The following is a 19,144-nucleotide window of genomic DNA, read 5'->3' on the forward strand; positions in this document are numbered from 1 at the left end:
TTACACCTGCACCAGATTGTCGTGACTGGCGCGCGCCTGCTCCATCAACTTGTCTGTCAGCACACCCGCCTTGTCAGTGTCCACCAAGGGTGGCCGTAGGCGCATCAAGTGCTCGAACAGTTGTGTGTTCAGGTCTTCCTGAGCCGCACGTTTATGGGGGCTCCAGATATCGCGGTTACCTTGCAGTTCCTGCACCAGCAGGTCCACCAGTTCCACGGTCACATCCTTCAATCGCAGCAACTCGGCTGCGGTTGGCGTCTGGCCAGCACACACCACGTCCAGAACGGTGCGCAGGAAGGGCGCGCAATGCTCGGGCAAGTCGCTTGGCGCATCGGCACTGCCTGCCTTGCCCGTGCGCAGCTCGTCGATGATCTTTTGCAGTTGCGAGATCACCTCGTTCCATTTTTCGCCCAGCGTTTTGAGAATGTCGTTCAAGTGCTCCGACAGCTTGCGGTACAGCACTGGGTCTTCATCGGTGTGCTTGCGGATGTGCGAGCGAATTGCGTGCTCCATTTCGGACGCCTTGGCGCGGTCGTTCGCGGCCCGGGCCACGTGCGTGTCGAACTGGGCATCGGTCAACTGAATCGGCGGGATCTTCGGGTCGATTCCCAGCGAGATCACATGGTCGTCGATCAGCTTGCGCACCTTGGCGCCGACATCCTTGCCCAGTACCGGAGTATCCTTGTAGCGGTTGCGGGCGCGGGCGTAGATGTAGGCCAGGCGCTTGGCGTCGCCGGAATAGGGCAAGCCTTCCGGTCGCGGCAGCACCGTGTCCAGTGATCCCAAGAAAGCCTTGAGCTTGACGGCAAACTCGGCCCGCAACTTCTCATTGCGCAGTGCCTCGACGCAGGCTTCGCTGTCCTCCAGCGATTCGATGCCCCGTTGGCGGAACAGATCCACCACGCGCAGATGCCGGTCGCGCAGTACCGGCATCTCGTCCTTCAGGCTGGCCAACGCGCCTTCCACGTCCTCATCGGCGTAGGCCGCCAGCGCCTCCTTCAAATGCTGCGCCACGCCGTAGTAATCCACCACGATGCCGCAGCGCTTGCCAAAGCCGGTACGGTTGACGCGGGCAATCGCCTGCAGCAATTCCGCCTCACGGATCGGGCGGTCGAGGTACATCACGCCCTCAATCGGCGCATCAAAGCCGGTGAGTAACATCGACTTCACCACCAGGAAGGCCAGCGGATCGGTCTTCTCGGGCTTGACATGGAACAGCGGATTCTTGAAGCGCTTGATCAGCTGCTCGTGTGCCGCGCCATCGGTCCACTGCTTCCACGCCGGGTCGTCGTTGTTGCTGCCCGAGATGATGGGTGCGAATTCAATCCGCGCCAGCGTGTCGCGGTAGCGCCATGCCTGCACCACCGCCTGCACGCTCACAGGACGCTGACACAGCGCCTCGTCATCCAGCGCCTTGTCCTCGGGCGAGAGCCCGTGGGCCTCGGCCAGCAACTCATCACGGGCGACACGCAGGGCCTCGAAATAACGAATTGCCGCCAAGCGGCTGTAGGCCACCACCTGCGCCTTGTAGCCGTTGGGCAGGATGTTGGTGACGTAATGGCGAAGGATGTCGCGCGCCTTGTCGGCGATCAACGCCGGGGCATCAAAGATGTGGCCCTTGGTGGCGTACTTTTTCTTGATCGCCTCCAGCTCTTCCGGCGAGTGCTGGCGAAACAGGTCCTCGAACAGCTCGTCCAGGCTGGCGCCGTCCTTGATCGCACCGTTGGCTGTACGGCCCTCGTAGAGCACCGGCACCGTGGCACCATCGGCCTCGGCTTCCTTGATGGTGTAGCGGTCAATGAACTCGCCAAAGATCTCATGGGTACGCTTCTTGTCGCCCATGATGATCGGCGTGCCGGTAAAGCCAATGCGTGCGCAGTTGGGCAGGCCCGCCAGCAAGTTGGCGTGCAGGTCCCCCGCCTGGGTGCGGTGCGCCTCGTCCACCAGCACGAGGATGCTGTCATCCTCGTTCAGTACCTCAAACCTCTCGTCAGATTTGTCGTTTTTGCCATAGACGGCCTTAGGTTCCTCCACCTTGGGCAGATCGTCCGCCGTCAACGGCGCATCACCCGCGCTGTCCGGGTCGCGGTATTTCTGAATGGTGGCAAAGATCAGCCCCGGCCCTTTGCGCCAAGCCAGCGCTTTCACACCGTTGGTGCTCTCAGCCACGTCCACCACCTCGCCGGTCAGCGTGGCGGTCACGGACAACTGGCCCTGCAAGTCCTTACGATCGGTGACGACGATGACCTTGAAGCGCCGTAAGTCAGCATCCGCGCGCATCTTGCGCACCAGGAACACCATGGTCAGGCTCTTGCCCGAACCCTGGGTGTGCCAGATGATGCCGCCACGCTTGTCGTGTTCACTGTTCTGCAGCCGCGTCTGACCGGTTTTCAGGCGCACAATCGCTCGGTTCACCGCCCGGTACTGCTGGTAGCGGCACACCGTCTTGATGGTCTGACCGCCTGCTTGCATGAACAACATGAAGCTCTTCACCACATCCAGCAAATGTGCGGGGGCCAGCAGCCCGGCAATCAGCCGTTCCTGCTCGGAAATTGCCGCCTTACCCAGCGTCTGCGCCACCTCAATCTCGCTACCGGAACCCTCCGGACCGATCACCGTCTTCCACTGCGCGTAGTGCTCAAAGGCTGCGCCCACGCATCCCACGCGTGCCTCGTCAAAGCTGGTGGCCACCAGCAACTGGTTGGTGGCAAACAGGGGCTCGTTGCCCTCGTTGTCATCTACTTCGAACGCAGCCTTCCGCTGGTTGCTGTAGCGTCGCAGTTGGTCCACCGCCTCGGCCAGCGGCTCAGGCACGGACGGGCTCTTGCATTCCACAACCACCAGCGGAATGCCGTTCACCAGCAGCACCAGATCGGGCACGATGAACTGCTTGGCGCTATTGAAGCCTGGCGGACAATCGACGCGGTACTGGTTGATCACCGTGAAGCGGTTGTTGGCCGGGGAGTCCCAGTCGATAAAGCGGATCGTCTGGCCGCGCCCGCCGTCCCAGCCGGGCAGGCCGTCCACGGTCAGGCCACGGATCAACAGGGCGGTGGCTTTTTCATTGGCCTCCATCAGCTTGTGCGTGCCCAGACGGCTGATGGCAGATACGGCTTGATCCAGCCGCGCCTCGTCCAGCCAGGGCGCGCCATCAGGACCAAGGTTCAGCGCGCAAAGTTTTTCACGTAGCAGCACTTCTTGGATCACTTCGGCAAAGCCGGTGCGGCCAGTCACCGACGGATCGTCAATGCTGCCTTCAATGTGCGTCCAACCGAGAGCCTGCAATTGGGCTACGAATGGTTTTTCGACATCTTCGAGTTCCCAGCCCATCAGGCGCTCCCTTGTTGTTGTGCAGCTTCGGCCAGCAGTGGCGTAACGCGGACGCGGCCAGTGAGCAGGTCGTCCATTAGGCCAGCCTTGAGTTCTCGCAGCTTGGCGGATTCAGTCGTCGCGTTCTGTATGCGGTTATCGATTTCATCCAAGCGTGCGGCAATCTGATCTTGTTCGGGACGAAGTGGCATTGCCGTCACCAAACCCCGAATAGTCGGCAAGTTCAGTCCAGCTTTTGCCCCCGCATCGTTCAGTTTGCTGATGTAGGTTTGTGCAACTGGCCCAGCCAGGTAATGGCCAACGAATCGCGAATTGACCGCCTCAAGGTCCGGGCGTACCAGTGCAATGTGCTGGTTGATGTAGGTCTCGCCCAATCCATCTGGAACAACGCCGATGATGCCCAGGTCGGCCGTAATGGAAATCAGAATGTCGCCAGACTCTAGCCGTGTCCGCTGCCCGTCCGCGTTCCGTGGTGGACGCACATACATCGTCGATTCATAGCGGAAGTTGATGTGCTCGCGCGTCAAATTGCCAATGCGAACGAATAACGCACCGCTGTCCGAATAGAAGCGGGCCCAATCTCGAGAACCGCTGGTCACCGTATTGGACACCGACTCCAGTGTGACGACATCCCACTCCTTCGGAATCCACCCCAGCGGTGACTCCTTGTAGAGATGCGGCACCTCGGTCTGGGGCAGGCGCAGTTCACCGTTGGCATCGATGCCACGCGTCAGCAGGTCATGCAGCAGGCCCTGCTTGACGGCCTTGAGCTTGACAATGATCGCCTCGGTTTCGTGGATCGCGGTGTCGAGGGTGTCGAGGATTTGGGCAATCTTGGCTTGCTCTTCTGGAGGCGGAAGATTCAGAGTCATCTCCGCCATCTTGGCTTTGTTTAGCGTTGCGCCCTTGACCGCAGTATCAGTAACAACGCTCGTGGCTGCCCTCGGAAGCGCGTGATACAGCCACTGCCCGTTTAAGCGATCGTCTTTTGGTTGAAAAATCGCTATCGCCTCATTACAGAACATTTCTATGCCTGTAATTGCAGTGCGACCGACGGTCAATTTGAAACTCATCACCGTCGTGTTTGCAGGGATCAGCTTCACATTGCTAGACCGAACCCCGAGAGCTGTGATGTGCTCTTTGGTCTCGCAAACGTACTTCCCCTTCAAGTCTGCGATCGATATCCAAGCGTAACCGGCCGATTTTTCTGCCCAAAATGAAGGAATAGCTCGTGACGGTGTACCGCCAATGTCGATAGTTGAAAGTTCGGAAATGCGGACCTCGCGCCAATCAGACATAACGCAACCCTTTCAAGAAACCTTGCAGCGCCTTCGCGGCTTCATCGCGCTTGCCCTCAATCTCGGTAAGCGTCATCCGGTACTTATCCCACCAGTTTTCGAAAGTGGCCACGATTTGCTTGCGCTGCGCGCTCATGTAGCGATCCACAATGGCCTGCATGTCGTTGTGCAAGATGCTCAGTAGTAAGTCGGCGGCGGCTTCGGGCGTCAGCCCCTCAACAGCAGTGCCAATGTGCTGCTTGAAGCTGTTGTTCTTGGCCTTGAGCTGCTTCTTGACGGCGGTAAGTTCCTTTTTCCAGGCTTTGAGCTGGGCTTCGTCCACGGCGTTTTCTTCGTCCGCATCGCCCTCTGCTGCCTCGGCGGCTTCACCATCCTCGCCCTCGGCATCTTTCGGACTAGCGGCCTTGATCTGGTTGTCCAGTTCGGCCTTCTTGGCTTCCAGCTCGGTGATGGCCTCGACGAAATCGCTCATCAGGAACTTGACCAGCTTGTGCTCCAGCGGGCTTTCCTTGCTGGCCTTATCTTCCAGCGCGGTGACGATGCTGGTGCGCCAGGCGTCGGCCACACCCTTGGCGCCGCGCGCCATCAGGGTGAGGAAGTCGTACTTGGTCTGGTACCAGAAACCGGCCACGATGCCGCGCACCTGGAAAGGGTCGAGCAGACCAATGGCCTCCAGGCTCTGGCTGAAGCTGGCCAGCAGGTCGTTGCGCAGGGCCACCAGACTGGCTGCGTTGTCCATCTGCCCCGAGAGTGCCGTAATACGGGCGCTGTGGTCTTGCCACCATTGCTCGAACGCGGTGCGGATGGCCGCTTCCTTGGCAACCAGGCCGGCATTGGTCTCGATGGTCGGCTTGAGGGCCTGCCGCCTGTCGAGGTCCGGCGCGAAGTCGAAATACTTGGCGTCGCGCTCCACCAGCAGGTCCATCGGGTTCAGCCCGTGGGCGCTGAACAGTCCGGCTTTGTCGGCCACCTCGGCCTTGGGGATGCCGCCCACCAGATGGGCGCGTACGTCATGCGGCTCGGGCGGCGGCGCATTATCGGCGTAACGGCGGATGTTGAGGTTGTAGTCGTTGGCCTTGAGCGTGGCGTTCTCCACAATGGCCGAGAAGCCGTCGATGGCGCGGAACTCGTCGAAGGTGGTGACGATCTTCTCAATGTGCTCAGGCAGCAGGTAGTTCTGGGCGCGGCCTTCGAAGAACTCGCGGTCGGCATTGATGAACAGCACCTTGCCTTGGCGTTCGGCGGGCTTGCCGCTGACACGGTTGGCACCGTTCTGCACACGCTGGCGCAGTACCAGAATGCAGGCCGGAATGCCGGTGCCGTAGAACAGATTGGGCGCGACGCCGATGACGGCTTCGAGCAGGTCGTCCTCAATGATGCCGGCGCGGATGTTTTTTTCCTCGCCACCCCGGAACAGCACGCCGTGGGGCAACACCGTGGCCACCATGCCCCCGTCACGAGTGACGGCCAGCATATGTTGCAAAAACATCAGGTCGGCTTTTTTGGCACCCAGCGGCACCTGCCCGTAGGGGAAGCGCTCGGCCTCGAATTTGGGCTTCCAGGCGGCATTGCCGTAAGCATCCTTCTCGGTATTCCCCCAGTGGATAGAGAACGGCGGATTGGTGAGCACGCGGTCGAAATGCATCAACTCGCCACCCTCGACGTGCTGCGGCTCGGCCAGGGTGTCTTCGTTTTGCAGGTTGGCGGTGCTGATGCCGTGCAGCAGCATGTTCATCTTGGCGATGGACCACACGGTGCCGTTGAACTCCTGTCCGAACAGGTTGGCCTTGCGGCCGTCTTCGCCGTGCTCGTCAATGTATTCCTTGGCCGCGATCAGCATACCCCCAGAGCCGCAGCACGGGTCGTAGATGTCATGCTTGAGCTCAGGCTTGATCAGCCGCACCATCATCCGCACCACCGATCGTGGCGTATAGAACTCGCCGCCTTTTTTGCCCGCCGAATCGGCGAACTCGCCAATCAGGTATTCGTAGGCGGCACCGAGGAGATCGGGGAATTCGAAGTCTTCATTACGCAAACGGTGCAGGCTAAAATGCGTGATGAGTTGCTGCAGCTTGATATCAGGGATCTTGCTCTGGCCGATCCTGCGGGTGAAGTCGATGTGCTCCAGTACGTCGTATAGGCTGACGTTGTCGCCTTCAATTCCGGCCAGCGCCTTGCTCAGTAGGCTGCCGACGTTGGCCTGCCGCGAGTTGTCGAGCAAGTAACTATAGCGCGACTCCTTCGGCACCCAGAAATAGCCGTCCTTCTTGTACCAACGCTTGTTCTCGGCCGAGGTTTCTGCTTCGGCGGGCGTCTTGCCCGCATCAATTTCGAGCTGGATCACTTCGGCCCGACGCTGCTCGAACACGTCTGAGCAGCGCTTGAGGAAGAGCATCCCGAAGATGTATTCCTTGAATTCGGAGGCATCCATCTTGCCGCGCAGGATGTCGGCGGCTTTGAAGAGGTGGCGTTCTAGCTGCGGTAGGGTTAAGGGCATCGAGTCATTCCTAATCTGATTCGGTCAAACGATTTGTTCTGGCATTTCTTGTCATCGCTCACTCGAATAGACTCGACTGCTTGACGACGTAACCTGCTGGCTTCTTCCGTTTCTCGATCACGCCTTCTTCGACGAGACGCTGCAACCACACCTTGGCCTGCGCGTTGGACACGTCCAGCGCGGCCGCCACTCCGGCTTCCTTCATCGGCGAACTCAAGAGTTGCTGAATCGCTGCGCGCACGGCAGCGAAGATCACTTCGGCAGGGGTCGATTCCGACTGCGCAGGTTCATTGGCCTCGTCTATCGACGCCACGAACTCTGTTGTGACTGAAGGCAGTTTTTCCGATGTCTCAGCGGTTGGCTGCGCATCGCAAACAACGTCGACCGGTGCCGATGACTCCCCCTCGGCCTGAGGCGCTGGCGCAGCGTCGCGTGGAATGGCCGCCGTTGGTTCTTCGTTCGAAAACAGCGCAAAACCAACCTGTGGCGATGCCATCGGCGTTGGCATCGCTAGGTTAAACACATCTTCGAAGGAATCCACGTCTTGCGGGTTCGGCCAGGGCAGTGCGCCCTTCTTTCGCAAACCATCCAATCCGGATGACGACTCACCCGTCGATCGAATAAAGACCGGAACGAACTTGAGTTTGTCGAGCTGTTCGACAGCACCCGCCCAGGTACCACCTTTGTTGAGGTCGGAACTCACCACCAGTGAGGTGTCTGCCAATGCATAAATCAGCTTGTTCCGCTGCATGGCATGGCCGACATTGAACCCGGCGCTTGGGTCGTAGGGAGAAATCAGCACCAGTTGACCATCGAGCAGCAGATTGCGGTGTTCGCGGTTCATGGTGGTCTTTTCCAGACTGTCCGCCAGCACTCCACAAACTTTTCCACCTCCCTCAAGCGCACCCCGCATGGCGGCCTGATCGATGCCCTTGGCGCCACCGGAGACAAGCGTGCTACCTGCCCGAGCAGCGAGCCGGCCAACTGCCATGGTGTAGTCGATGAGGGCGTCGTCCACATGGCGCGATCCAACAACGGCAAGCCCGCCGGTTTCGAGCAAAGCCATGTCGCCACAGCCGTAGAGCACTGCCGGGGCGTCTTCGCGCATGCGGGCCTTCAGGCGACGCGGGTACTCTGCATCGGCACGGCTTACTACCCAGATGGCACGTGCCTGCCAGCGCTCGATCACTTGGCTCAGCAGGAATCCGCGGCCCAACAATTTCTGCAGGCGGCTCTCGTCAATCACCGGATGACACTCAAGCAGGATCTCAGCTGCATACGGCGAGAGGAGATCCGCAGGCTGACGCTGGATGTCGCGCAAATGACGCGCGAGACGTTTGTATTCGCCGGGCGAGAGCAGATCCGATGACGCAGTGCCTCGTCCGGCAATGAGCGGCGCAGTCAGCAGCAGAATCGCCTGGGTGTTGGGTGAGAGGACTGGCGTCATTCGTCGTACCCCGTCTGTGAAAGGGCCATAGGCCAGACCGCGCCGCTGCCGCTTTTGCGCAGCAGCCATGCAGACACCGTCAGCGTCCAGCGCGAGTCGACCATGTCATCCACCAAGAGAACTGGTCCGGGAGGAATGGCCTGACCGTTGAGTGCGAGCGAACCATCTATGTTGCGCGCCTGTTGTGTACTATTTGCCATTGTTTTCTGTTCGGGCCTTGCGTCTGTTTTTGCGATGACCATATGAAACGGCAGACCCAGCGCAGCCGACAAGCGTTGTGCGAAATTCGGTACCAATTCGGGATGCCGGAGTGAAGGGACGCAAGTCACCCAGGTCGGGCTCGGCTGCGGATTCCACTCATGAATCATCTTCACGCACGCAGCAACGAGATCATCGGAAAAGTGGCTGTCGTAGTATTTACCCTGTCGGACCAAACCACCCCAACCGGCATCGCCCCAGACGCATAGCGCCTTGCCGGATTCAGCCTGATGGGCAGGGGCGATGAATCCCTTGGCGCCGTACTGGGGCATTCCACCATCGGGCCATTTCTTGCGCGGCTCGATAGGCAAGCTGGTGCGACGGAGAAATTCGACGGCAGCTTTTACCAGCTCAGCATCCACGGTTACGGGCAGCGGCGGTAAGGTAGGTTCTTTGACAACACTTGGATCGCCGTCGAGCGCACCAATCAAAAAGCCCATGTGCTCACCAAACGGCAGGCTAACGTAGTCCTGCATCTGCTGGTGCTCGTCTCGCCGCATCGCGGTGAGGCGTTCCGCTCGATCCCAGAACGCTTCACTCAGCGTTGCCGCTGTGAGCTGCCACTTGCTGCCTTGCTTAGCGATGGGTGCCGGCGCTTCGAGCGAAAGCAGTACAATCGTCTTGTCGACACGTCCTTTGCTCAAATTGAGTCGACTCAGCAGCTCCGGAACGGACAAGCCATTGGGCTCTTCTTCAAGCGCCCCAAGGACATCGGCAACTTCCTGTCGGGTCGGGAAGGCGCTCCGGATAAACCAGTCGGTGATGTCAGACTCTTCCTGACCACTTAGGAGTACTCCATACGCAGAGTCCAGTGCGCGTCCCGCGCGACCAACCTGCTGGTAGTAAGCAACAACCGATCCCGGCATTTGGTAATGGATGACAAACGCCAGATCCGGCTTGTCGTAACCCATGCCTAGCGCTGTTGTGGCAACCAGCGCTTTGACTTGGTTGTTGAGCAGCGCCTGTTCAAGCTGTTCTCGGCGATCGCCTGTTTCACCGGTGTAGGCTTCCACGTTGAAGCCTTGTGTCTTCAGCCATTGCGCCACTAGATTGGCATCACGAACTGTCAGCGTGTAGATGATGCCGTGGCCCTGCAGCGTGGCCAGTTGCTCTGCCAGCCAGGCAAGGCGCTCGGCCTGGCTGGGTATGCGGATAGTTTGCAGGGAAAGCGAAGTCCGATTCAAGTCACCACGCGAAACCTCCAACTTCGGACCCAACACGGCAGCAAGGTCATCCATCACGCGGTTATTCGCTGTTGCCGTGGTTGCGAGTAAGCGAAGGTTTGGCGGCAGCGTTTTGACAATCCGCTCTAACAGGCGATAGTGAGGACGGAAGTCGTGGCCCCAGTCGGAAATGCAATGTGCCTCATCGATTACCAGCATCGAGATCTGTGCAGCGATGCCGGCCATAACTTGCGTCCGAAAGCGCTCGTTTGCCAGGCGCTCCGGCGAGATCAAGAGAATGTCGATCTCTCCCTTGGCCAGCTTGCCCTCGACTGCCGTCCAGTCATCCATGTTGTCGGAGTTGATGGTGGCGGCGCGAACCCCCATCCGCTCTGCCGCTGCGATCTGGTTTCGCATCAGTGCCAGCAGCGGCGAGATCAGTAACGCAGGGCCGGCTCCAGCTTCCCGCAGCAACTTGGTCGCGATGAAGTAGACAAAGCTCTTACCCCACCCAGTCTTCTGCACGACCAGCAAGCGGCCTTTGCCGTCGACGATGTGACGAATGGCATCTTCTTGGCCGTCGCGGAAAGTGGCATCGGCGCGTCCGGAGCCGATGCGGAGAAGTTCCAGCGCGCGTTTTGGGTCGTAGGCCACGTTATTGCTCTTCCTTGTTTGGGTCGGGCGAGCGGTACCCCGGCGCCAACACAGCGTTCTTGACGCCGTACAGCGCCAGGTGATCTTTCAGCCAGAGCCTGAATTCATAACCGCGCAGACTGTGGTCCGGAGAGCAGTCCACACTCCACTGCCGCAAGATGTATCCGGCGGTGGCAGCACGCAGCTTCATCCGCAGTGATCCGCGAACCATGCCGTAATCCATCTCCGTAATTTCAGGGCGAGGCTGGTCCGGGTGCGGCACTAGCTCTAACTCCACTATCCGGGTCCATTGGATGTCCTGATCACTGCGCTCATGGGGCTGCACATCTGCATCCCCCATAAGGACCGGGTGCTTGATCCGGGTGATGACGAAATCCCGGAACTCTTGGGACTTCCGATCGAAAGCTCGGACATGCCAACGGAGGCCGTTGTCGATCAGCGCGAACGGGACGATCTTCCGCTCGGTGGGACCACTAGAGATGGAGTGGTACTCGATTCCTAGCGGACATTCCTGATGGATCGCCCGGGTTACGCTCGCCAGCACATCTAGATCCGGATGCGTTAACCGCGAAGGGCTCTCGCTAGCCACCCATGCCTTGAGCCGCATCGGCTCACCATCGCCAAAGCCCTGGGTCAGCCACGACAACACCCGCTCCGGTGGGAAGTCGAATACGGGGCGAAACTTCGGCCCCAGGACGTACGACTTGCCCTTGGAGTCGTAGTCGATGTTGCCTGGGGCCAACTCCTTGTACAGCGCCAGATCTCTGGATGCGGCAGCGGACTGGATGCCAAACCGTGTGACCAAGTCCTGACGGCGTATTTCCCCTATGAAGCGCACTCGCAACTCCACGAACGCGAGCCGGTCGCGTTGTGGCTGGGTTAAATCTGCAAGCGGTTCGTTCGACATCTTGGCTGGCTCGTTCGGGTTAGCAAATACTTGTACGGGATATTGCAGAAAGTATATGGTCTGCTTTAAAATCCGTCCATGACTTCATTTTAATTTGTGTATGCACTGCATTGTGATAACCACAAGCCGCGCAACGTGAAAAGGATCAGCAGTGGCGCCATGGAAAATTTCCCAGAGCTTCACTTCACGCCAAAAACGCTGGCGCGGTTCGGGCTACCGAACATCGCGTACCTCGTTCCAGCATTAAATCTGAAGTCGACTTTGCTCGAAAACGAGAAACTGTCGCTGGCCGTGAACCATGATGGCGATTCCGATTCAACCGCAGCGATCGTCTGCAACCTGCTAGGCGCAATGCATGGCATGAAGGCTATCTATGCCGAGTGGCTGAATCCGCTCGAACTACGTGACGTCATCACCGAACTGGCGGAAGACCTCTACGCATTCAAAGAGTGGAGAATCGGTGAGTACAGTGACAACAAAAAGCTAAACCAGCGGATCTGACGGAAGTACCTGGGATTCTGAGATGGAGTGATTTGGCATGAGTGGAAATCGATGGGACCAGCCGGGCGTGCCACACAAGGGGTGGCACTGCGTGGACGTGGTCGACCTGCGGGCCGACGGCGAGTCGGCAGACGAAACTGACTATGCGACCTGCCAGATGTGCGGCAACGAGAAGATCCGCTTCGTCCACATCATGCATCACACGGATCTCAACGATAACTTCGAAGTCGGGTGTGTCTGTGCCGAGAAGATGACCGACGACTTCTTGGGGCCCAAGCGACGGGAGTCTAGGCTGCGTAATAGGGCAGCACGACGGGCCCGCTGGCTGCAACGTACTTGGCGGAGGTCGGCCAAGGGCAACAGCTTCCTCAACCTTGAAGGCTACAACCTGGTGGTGTATCCAACTAAGACGGGGCGCTGGGGTTACAAGATCGGGGACCGATTCGGTCCGAGTACGTACCCGACGGTAAACAAAGCCAAGCTGGCGCTGTTCGATGACTTCTGGACGGCGACTCAGGACAATGAGCGACTATGGGCATCAGACTGAGATATGGGCTCGGGTTCAACTTCTTCGGAGGGAAATTGAACTGGCGTCCTGCATGAAGTATTGGGCGGGTGATTTTGCCCAGGCTGTACTGAATGCATTGCCGAAGTAAAAGAAGACTGGATTTCGCACCTTCCAGCTTGCGTTCGCAGGGGTTCTAAGGCGCTGAGCACAAACATGTAAGTAAAAAAGTCAAAGATTAGAGAAAAACAGGAGTTGAAAAAATGACCAAACGCGATTTCGAAAAAATAAAACGATCAAATTATGGCCCTTTCTATCCAGACCCAAATCCTCACAATGAAGTATCTCCATCTAAGGATAATAGAGAGGAGTTTGTTTGCTCAGTTCCCAATGATCAAGCAATTGATCCGGACTTTCGATCGCGTGTGAAATACCTAGAAAGTTTAGTCAAACACGTTGCTAGCGAAAAATTTTCGATTAAATCATCTGACAGTCAAAAAAAGATTTTTTTTGAACTACGAGATCTTCACGAAACAATCTTTATTGACAACTATGTCAAAAATTACCTTGGCTCCGAACTTTATCGAAAAGTCATCAAAATAATTGAAATGTATGGGCTTTGGGAAAGAGACTGGCGAAGATCCAGGAACATTCGTATTGTCTAGTGGCCAGAAGATTTGGTCGACGTGGACAGACACGACTCCTCGTAGGCCTCGATATCTATTTGCCGATAAAGTACTCGGCCAGGGAGCTTCAGCTTAAGAAATTTTGGTCCAATCCCTTCGCAACGCCAACGTTCGAGAGTAATATCCGCACCGGTGCGTTGCTCAAGAGCGTGCGAATCCGCTTTGTTCGCAAGAGTGAGAAGAAATACGGATGGGTCAGAGCCAATCTGATCGCAGGCAACAAAGAGGCTTGGTACGCGCACCTCATTGAGTTTGGAACGGGCAGTTATTACACGGGCACAGGCTCAAAGTCTAAGAAACAACCCTACGAGATCAGGCCTAAGAACAAAAAAAGTCTCTTTTTTGCGGGAGTCATGCGAGAAGTGATTGTGCATCCTGGCATCAAACCACAATCGTTTATGCGAAGCGCCTTTGATGCAAGTAGCGACCGGGCCATTCGTGCCTTTGCCGATTACATCAGAGTGCGACTGCCTAAAGAGATTAAAAAGTTAAACCCATAAGTATCCATCCATGATTACCGCCCCATGAGTACCCGCTCCATCAATGCAGAGTTAATTATTGCCATCATGCTCAACACCCCCGCCGTTGTTGCGCTGGTGGGTAACCGCCGGGCGCTTGCACAACTGCCGCCCAACACCCCGATGCCGGCGCTTGTTTACACCGTTATTGACAGTAAGCCCACCCCCAATTTGAATTACCAAATAGGTGAGCAGCGAGCACTTGCCAGAATACAAATCAACCCATTGGCCTCAACCATTGGCGAAGTCAAAGCCATCCATGAAGCAGTGCGTGCCGCGCTTGACTTTAAGCACCAAACCATTGTGGTGGATCAAAAGGTCATCTCCTGTCGACTCGACTTGATGGGGCCGGTCGATAAAGACACCGATGCAGGCCTCTGGACTCAACCCTATGACTACTTATTAAATTTCGTGGAATTTTCCACAGACTAATACTGCTGCGCGCAGGTGAGTCGTGCCCGCCCAGGCGACTGGTGGCGGGCATTTTTATTTCTAACCCACAAATTTGTGGGTATTTTTTTATGAGGAAATCATCATGACAGTTCGTACCAGTGCGGGAACCATTTTTAAAGTATCCGCGGCCACCCCTGCCTCCTTTGATGTAACGGGATATGGGGCACTCACCTACACCCCAGTAGGAGAGATCACCGATCTGGGTGAATTTGGTCGCGAGTATTCGCTTGTGACCCACCAGCCCGTGGGATCACGTGGCACACAAAAGTTCAAAGGCTCATTTAACGAGGGCTCTATTACGCTCTCAATTGGCCTGGATACCGATGATGCCGGTCAAATCCTCATGAAAGCGGCAAGCCTTTCGGACAACAACTACACGTTTCGCGTTGAAACACAGAATGGCGACAAGTATTTCTTTCAAGCCAAAGTCATGTCCTGGAAAGTCAATATCGGATCGGTGGACAACATCACGACTGCCTCGTGCTCGCTTGAGTTAACGACGAGCGCCAACGGTGCGGGCATCGTTGAAGACCTCTTTGCCTGATGTCAGCCCTCATGACCGCTCTTAAAATCCGCGAAGGAATACAAATGAATAAGACGCAAGATTTTTCAAGCTTCTTTCTGGCTGAAACGTCTGTGGTGGAGCTCGATCTGCCCAATGGCGAGCCTATGCTCTACCAAGGCAGTCCTGTGCGCGTGTATGTCCATGGACCGGCTACCGCTCGCTTTACGAAAGCCAATGAGGCAATGCAAAAGGAGGCGGCTAAGCGTGTGATGGCCGCCATTGGCAATAAAGGCAAAAAGGAAGCTGAGGATAAAGACGCAGATGCCAAATTCCTGGTTGCGATTACCGAGCGAATCGAGAACTTCCCCTACCCTGGCGGAATCGATGCGATTTACCGTGAGCCTAAGCTCAAATACGTAGCGGACCAGGTGCGCACCTTTGTAGGGGATGCGGGAAACTTCTTTGGGGTTGGCGAGAAGCCCTAATCCTTTATGCCCGTCAATTGGGCTGGATGCACGCGACTCCTCAAGACAAATCTGTCCGACGGGATTCCGACCCGCAGCTTAATCGCGCCGAGCAAATCATCGCTCAGGGCGGTGAACCTCTCTTGCCAGAGGTGGGCGAGGTCTCGTACCTACTTAGCTACTGGCAGGACATTGGGCTCGTGGGGTCAGGTGCAATGGGAGCTGTCAGATTAAGTGCGCTTGAACTCATTGCCTGGCAAGAAGGTTGTTGCGTCACGCTTGCGCCCTGGGAGTTTGCGGTATTGCGCGAGATGTCTGCGCAGTACATCGCAAGCCTGCATGAGGCATCCAAACCTGAGTGCCCGGCACCATATGGCGATCCATTACATCATTCATTACATCAACTTGATCGCGATGTGATTCAAAAGAAAGTGGTCGGGCAATTCAAAGCCTTCATGCTCGCGCAGTCTAGTCAGTCAAAACAGTCAAACGCAAATAGCTCAACAGAGATTCATCCATGCAAGTAGCAAACCTTGGGCATTATTTGATACCTCAGTCAGTACCTCGACTGCGCAGCCCAACAATATCACTTATGTCCTGGAGCCTGGGCAGGTGATCAATACGATTGCAGCGTTGAACTTAAACAACGCGACTGAGATCAAGGTCACGATGTATAGCGCGATTTCTGGTGCATTAGAAATCGTCTACGCCAAAACGATTGACCTCTCGGCTCTGCCCACAGGTTCAGACTGGTGGAGCTGGTTCTATAGCGCGCGCACCGTACCAACACAAAACATTCAAACAGATTTGCCCTCCTATGGGGATGGCGTCATTAAGTTCGAGTTGCTGGGAGGCGCGGACCTTTCTGTGGGCGTTCTTCTGATTGGACAGGAACGATCCTTTGGCCTGGGGGTGCAGCTTGGCGCGCGAGTCGGGATTCAGGATTACTCCAGAAAAGAGACAAACGATTTCGGGGACACGATTCTTGTGCGCCGAGCGTTTGCTAAACGAGCCAACTTCAATCTACTCATTGAGAAAAGCGAAGTCGATGCGTTTCAACTCTTTTTAACCGAGATTCGCGCCACGCCCTGCTTATGGATCGGGAGTACTGAATACGAGTCCACCACGCTCTTCGGGTTTTACAAGAACTTTGAAGCACTGATTAGTTACCCGGACTATGCGGATTTTGAATTAGAAATTGAAGGATTGACCTGATGGCCATTACCCCTCTACCCTCAGCCCCCCTTCCAACCGATGGGGCATCGGAATTTAACCGTAAGGCCTTTGCCCTCATTGGTGCACTGGATGCGTTTGTTTCAGAGACAAACGATGTAGCAGATTTGGTTGATACCGCATCAAAGACATCTATGTCACAGGTGGAATTTATGCGGCTTCCTTTTTAATTGGAACGAATGGGATTTTGTATGCTGCGGGAGAGACTAACTCTTCGCTCCTGACATCAAACTCCTCCACCCACCAGCCCGTCATGCCTTGGGGCTGGAATAAGACCGTCAAAAAGATCTTCTCCTGCGAGACGCCTGGAACGTGGGACGGCGCGGGGACTTATCGTCGATATGGAGCCGTACTGGATAACGGTGAGCTTTGGATGTGGGGTGATCAGGGCGGTTATGTCGGAGATGGCTTTGGGATTGGCTATGGTCCTGCATCGTTTCAAGGCAACACGATTTTCCCCATCAAATGCCTGGATGGCGTCAAAGACGCGCAAGCTGTAGCTGCGGGATACCACATGAGTCTTGCACTCATGAATGACGGCACGGTGAAATGGACCGGATACAACGGTCAATATATTGGTGGAAGCTCCGGCGTTTCCAGAAATACCTGGGAAACACTCGGTGGAAGTTACCTCACCAATGTCACCAAGCTGCGCCTCTACGGCTACTCAACTTATCAGACTGCGGTGGCATTGCGAAGCGATGGCAAAGTCGTGGTCTGGGGCTTTGGAGGATCAGGTCAGGTTGGCAATGGCAACAACCTCACACCGAATGCGCCCAACTCCTTTTTGCTCCTGGATAAAACAGTCGTTGACTTTAGTGTCTCCGGCTATTTCGGTGCAGGCTCGGGCGCTCTTTATTGCCTGACCACCGACGGTCAAGTCATGGTCAACGGGTATGGCGCGTACTCCATGGACGGGGATGACGACAAAGAAAGTCGCTTTGCTCCCTCACCCATCATTTTTTAAAGGAATCAACAGATGACAACCATCTCGCTTGGCAAAATCGCCTTTACGTGGCGATCAACTTACAACGCCAGTACCACCTATATGAAGCAGGACGTGGTTTCTTATAACGGGGACAGTTTTGTATGCGTGCTCGATAACACCTTGGGCGTCATTCCCACGGATGCATCGCCCGCCTGGGATCTCTTTGCCCAGGGAAGCACCGGAATTTCTAATAGTTCCGGGCAAATTATTTATAACAATGGCACGGGACTCGTGGCGCTGCCCGCGGGCACGCTTGGTCAAGTCTTAACAGTGGGACCAACGGGGCTACCCGTCTGGGCGACACCTGAAATCCGATCGGGTACCAAGGCATTAAGGTTTCCAGAAAATACGGCCAACACCCAATCGAATCTATACCGCACAATGGGTGTCATCATGACCGATGGGAGCGTGCGCGCCTGGGGTCAAAATTCAAACTTTAGGATTGGAGACGGAACTGAGTATTCGCGCTCCTACCCTGCGCGTGCGGCTTTTCCTCCCGGGTTTCCGGGTGCATCAAAACTTTACTACACAGCCCAAACGCATACCTATTGCATCGACAATAACGGTCAACTCTGGATCTGGGGCCTAAACGATTACGGTCAATGCGCCAATGGCAACACGAACGTGCAACGCGTGCCTTTTAACGCCAGTGCAGATTCTGCCAACTCGATTTATGGCAAAACGGTCACTCAAGTGGCGCTTGCCTGTGGTGAACAAAATGCCAATAGCTCATTAGTGTTGTGTAGTGATGGCACCGTGCACTCCTGTGGATACAACGGATATGGACAGCTGGGGCACGGTGATACCACCTATCGAACCCGCTTTGTGCAATTGCCCGTACTCTCAGGAATTACGCAACTCGCCGCAGGACGCGAAGCGTATCAGTCCTGCTATGCCGTAAAGAGTGACGGAACTCTTTACTCATGGGGCTATAACGGGGATGGTCAGCTGGGAGATGGGACCACAACCAATTCAACGATTGCCATGCCTCGCACTGGCGGCTCATTAAGTGGAAAAACAATCGTCAAGGTGTTTGCTGGCTACCTTCATGCCATGGCCCTCGATAGCCTGGGCAATTTACATGCGTGGGGTACGAACCAATACGGCCAGCTGGGTAATGGTAATTACGCTCAACAGTTAACCCCTGTTATGGCTGTGGGCACAGGCGTTGCAGATGTCTATCTTGGAGGTTACGACTACCCTGTCACCTATATCAAGAAAACAGACAACACGCTCTGGGCTTGTGGATATGGAGATTACTGGGCCAATGGCGTCTCACCAGCGGGCACAACAACTGCGACCTTTACTCAGATCCCGCTTGGAGGAACTCTAGTTAAAGCCGTGCGAGGAGGTTCTGGCTCTTACAACTTTGGCGCAGCGCTTCTCACTAACGGTCAGGTACGAGTCTGGGGATATAACGGCAACGGTGCGTTAGGTGTGGGAGATACGACCAATCGATACTCTGTCAACACCATGCTCACAGGCAATCGCCTGGTCACAGACATCTGCGCACTAGGCACTTCTAGCCAACAAGGCATTGCGTTACTTCTGGATGATGGTCAGGTCTGGCAAACAGGATATGCCGGAGGATCTCAGTTACCTGAAAACGACTCAGAATCGACCTGGACACCGATGCCGGTTGTATTTTGATTAAACGAAACACGCCCTAAAAAACACGCACTTATTCCACCAGCCACATTTAGCCGCCAGAAGGCGGTTTTTTTACATCTGCACACA

General features: G+C 56.2%; 18 protein-coding genes. 12 read left to right on the forward strand and 6 right to left on the reverse strand.

Going from position 1 to position 19,144, the window contains the following annotated elements; all coding sequences use genetic code 11:
• The 6 genes from G3I67_RS10665 to G3I67_RS10690 are packed head-to-tail and all read right to left on the reverse strand — an operon-like array spanning position 1 to position 11,554.
• Positions 1-3,330, reverse strand: a complete 3,330-nt coding sequence (locus G3I67_RS10665) for a type I restriction endonuclease subunit R (protein ID WP_163655132.1) — start codon at positions 3,328-3,330, stop codon at positions 1-3.
• A complete protein-coding gene (locus tag G3I67_RS10670; RefSeq protein ID WP_163655134.1) occupies positions 3,330-4,628 on the reverse strand; it encodes a restriction endonuclease subunit S in 1,299 nt (432 codons plus the stop codon). Before G3I67_RS10670 ends, G3I67_RS10665 begins: the two co-directional genes overlap by 1 nt.
• Positions 4,621-7,125 carry a type I restriction-modification system subunit M gene (locus G3I67_RS10675; protein ID WP_163655136.1) on the reverse strand — a complete coding sequence of 835 codons (2,505 nt, stop codon included), beginning with the start codon at positions 7,123-7,125 and terminating at the stop codon, positions 4,621-4,623. Before G3I67_RS10675 ends, G3I67_RS10670 begins: the two co-directional genes overlap by 8 nt.
• Before the next feature lie 58 nt (positions 7,126-7,183).
• A complete protein-coding gene (locus tag G3I67_RS10680) occupies positions 7,184-8,572 on the reverse strand; it encodes a DNA-processing protein DprA (RefSeq protein ID WP_163655138.1) in 1,389 nt (462 codons plus the stop codon).
• Positions 8,569-10,647: a RecQ family ATP-dependent DNA helicase gene (locus G3I67_RS10685; RefSeq protein ID WP_163655140.1), complete on the reverse strand. Its 2,079-nt coding sequence runs from the start codon at positions 10,645-10,647 to the stop codon at positions 8,569-8,571. Before G3I67_RS10685 ends, G3I67_RS10680 begins: the two co-directional genes overlap by 4 nt.
• Before the next feature lies 1 nt (position 10,648).
• Positions 10,649-11,554, reverse strand: a complete 906-nt coding sequence (locus G3I67_RS10690) for a helix-turn-helix transcriptional regulator (protein ID WP_163655142.1) — start codon at positions 11,552-11,554, stop codon at positions 10,649-10,651.
• 159 nt (positions 11,555-11,713) lie between these two features.
• On the opposite strand from G3I67_RS10690, the gene G3I67_RS10695 reads away from it, so the two are divergent.
• The 12 genes from G3I67_RS10695 (at position 11,714) to G3I67_RS10750 (ending at position 19,057) form a co-directional block, all read left to right on the forward strand.
• Positions 11,714-12,055, forward strand: coding sequence for an ADP-ribosylglycohydrolase family protein (locus tag G3I67_RS10695; RefSeq protein WP_163655144.1), 342 nt, complete (start codon positions 11,714-11,716; stop codon positions 12,053-12,055).
• Positions 12,056-12,092: 37 nt separating this feature from the next.
• Positions 12,093-12,602, forward strand: coding sequence for a hypothetical protein (locus G3I67_RS10700; RefSeq protein ID WP_163655146.1), 510 nt, complete (start codon positions 12,093-12,095; stop codon positions 12,600-12,602).
• 221 nt (positions 12,603-12,823) lie between these two features.
• On the forward strand, positions 12,824-13,225 hold the full coding sequence (locus tag G3I67_RS10705; protein ID WP_163655148.1) for a hypothetical protein: 402 nt from the start codon (positions 12,824-12,826) through the stop codon (positions 13,223-13,225).
• Positions 13,225-13,746, forward strand: coding sequence for a hypothetical protein (locus G3I67_RS10710; protein ID WP_163654806.1), 522 nt, complete (start codon positions 13,225-13,227; stop codon positions 13,744-13,746). Before G3I67_RS10705 ends, G3I67_RS10710 begins: the two co-directional genes overlap by 1 nt.
• A gap of 24 nt (positions 13,747-13,770) precedes the next feature.
• A complete protein-coding gene (gp17, locus tag G3I67_RS10715; protein ID WP_163655150.1) occupies positions 13,771-14,196 on the forward strand; it encodes a tail completion protein gp17 in 426 nt (141 codons plus the stop codon).
• Positions 14,197-14,299: 103 nt separating this feature from the next.
• Entirely contained in the window at positions 14,300-14,761 is a 462-nt protein-coding gene (locus G3I67_RS10720; RefSeq protein ID WP_163655152.1) for a hypothetical protein, read from the forward strand.
• A 44-nt stretch (positions 14,762-14,805) separates the two neighbouring features.
• A complete protein-coding gene (locus G3I67_RS10725) occupies positions 14,806-15,207 on the forward strand; it encodes a hypothetical protein (protein WP_163655154.1) in 402 nt (133 codons plus the stop codon).
• 26 nt (positions 15,208-15,233) lie between these two features.
• The gene (locus G3I67_RS10730) at positions 15,234-15,713 is read left to right on the forward strand and encodes a hypothetical protein (RefSeq protein ID WP_163655156.1); all 480 of its coding nucleotides are present in this window, start codon (positions 15,234-15,236) and stop codon (positions 15,711-15,713) included.
• Positions 15,714-15,798: 85 nt separating this feature from the next.
• Complete coding sequence (locus G3I67_RS10735) at positions 15,799-16,401, forward strand: hypothetical protein (protein ID WP_163655157.1); 603 nt, start codon at positions 15,799-15,801, stop codon at positions 16,399-16,401.
• Positions 16,401-16,589, forward strand: coding sequence for a hypothetical protein (locus tag G3I67_RS10740; protein ID WP_163655159.1), 189 nt, complete (start codon positions 16,401-16,403; stop codon positions 16,587-16,589). The genes G3I67_RS10735 and G3I67_RS10740 overlap by 1 nt, the downstream gene beginning before the upstream one ends.
• An 83-nt stretch (positions 16,590-16,672) precedes the next feature.
• A complete protein-coding gene (locus tag G3I67_RS10745; RefSeq protein WP_163655162.1) occupies positions 16,673-17,386 on the forward strand; it encodes an RCC1 domain-containing protein in 714 nt (237 codons plus the stop codon).
• Positions 17,387-17,398: 12 nt separating this feature from the next.
• Positions 17,399-19,057, forward strand: a complete 1,659-nt coding sequence (locus G3I67_RS10750) for an RCC1 domain-containing protein (protein ID WP_163655164.1) — start codon at positions 17,399-17,401, stop codon at positions 19,055-19,057.
• The last annotated feature ends 87 nt before the right edge of the window (positions 19,058-19,144 follow it).

It is taken from the genome of Sheuella amnicola (genome assembly GCF_010499255.1).
GTDB lineage: Bacteria > Pseudomonadota > Gammaproteobacteria > Burkholderiales > Burkholderiaceae_B > Zwartia > Zwartia amnicola.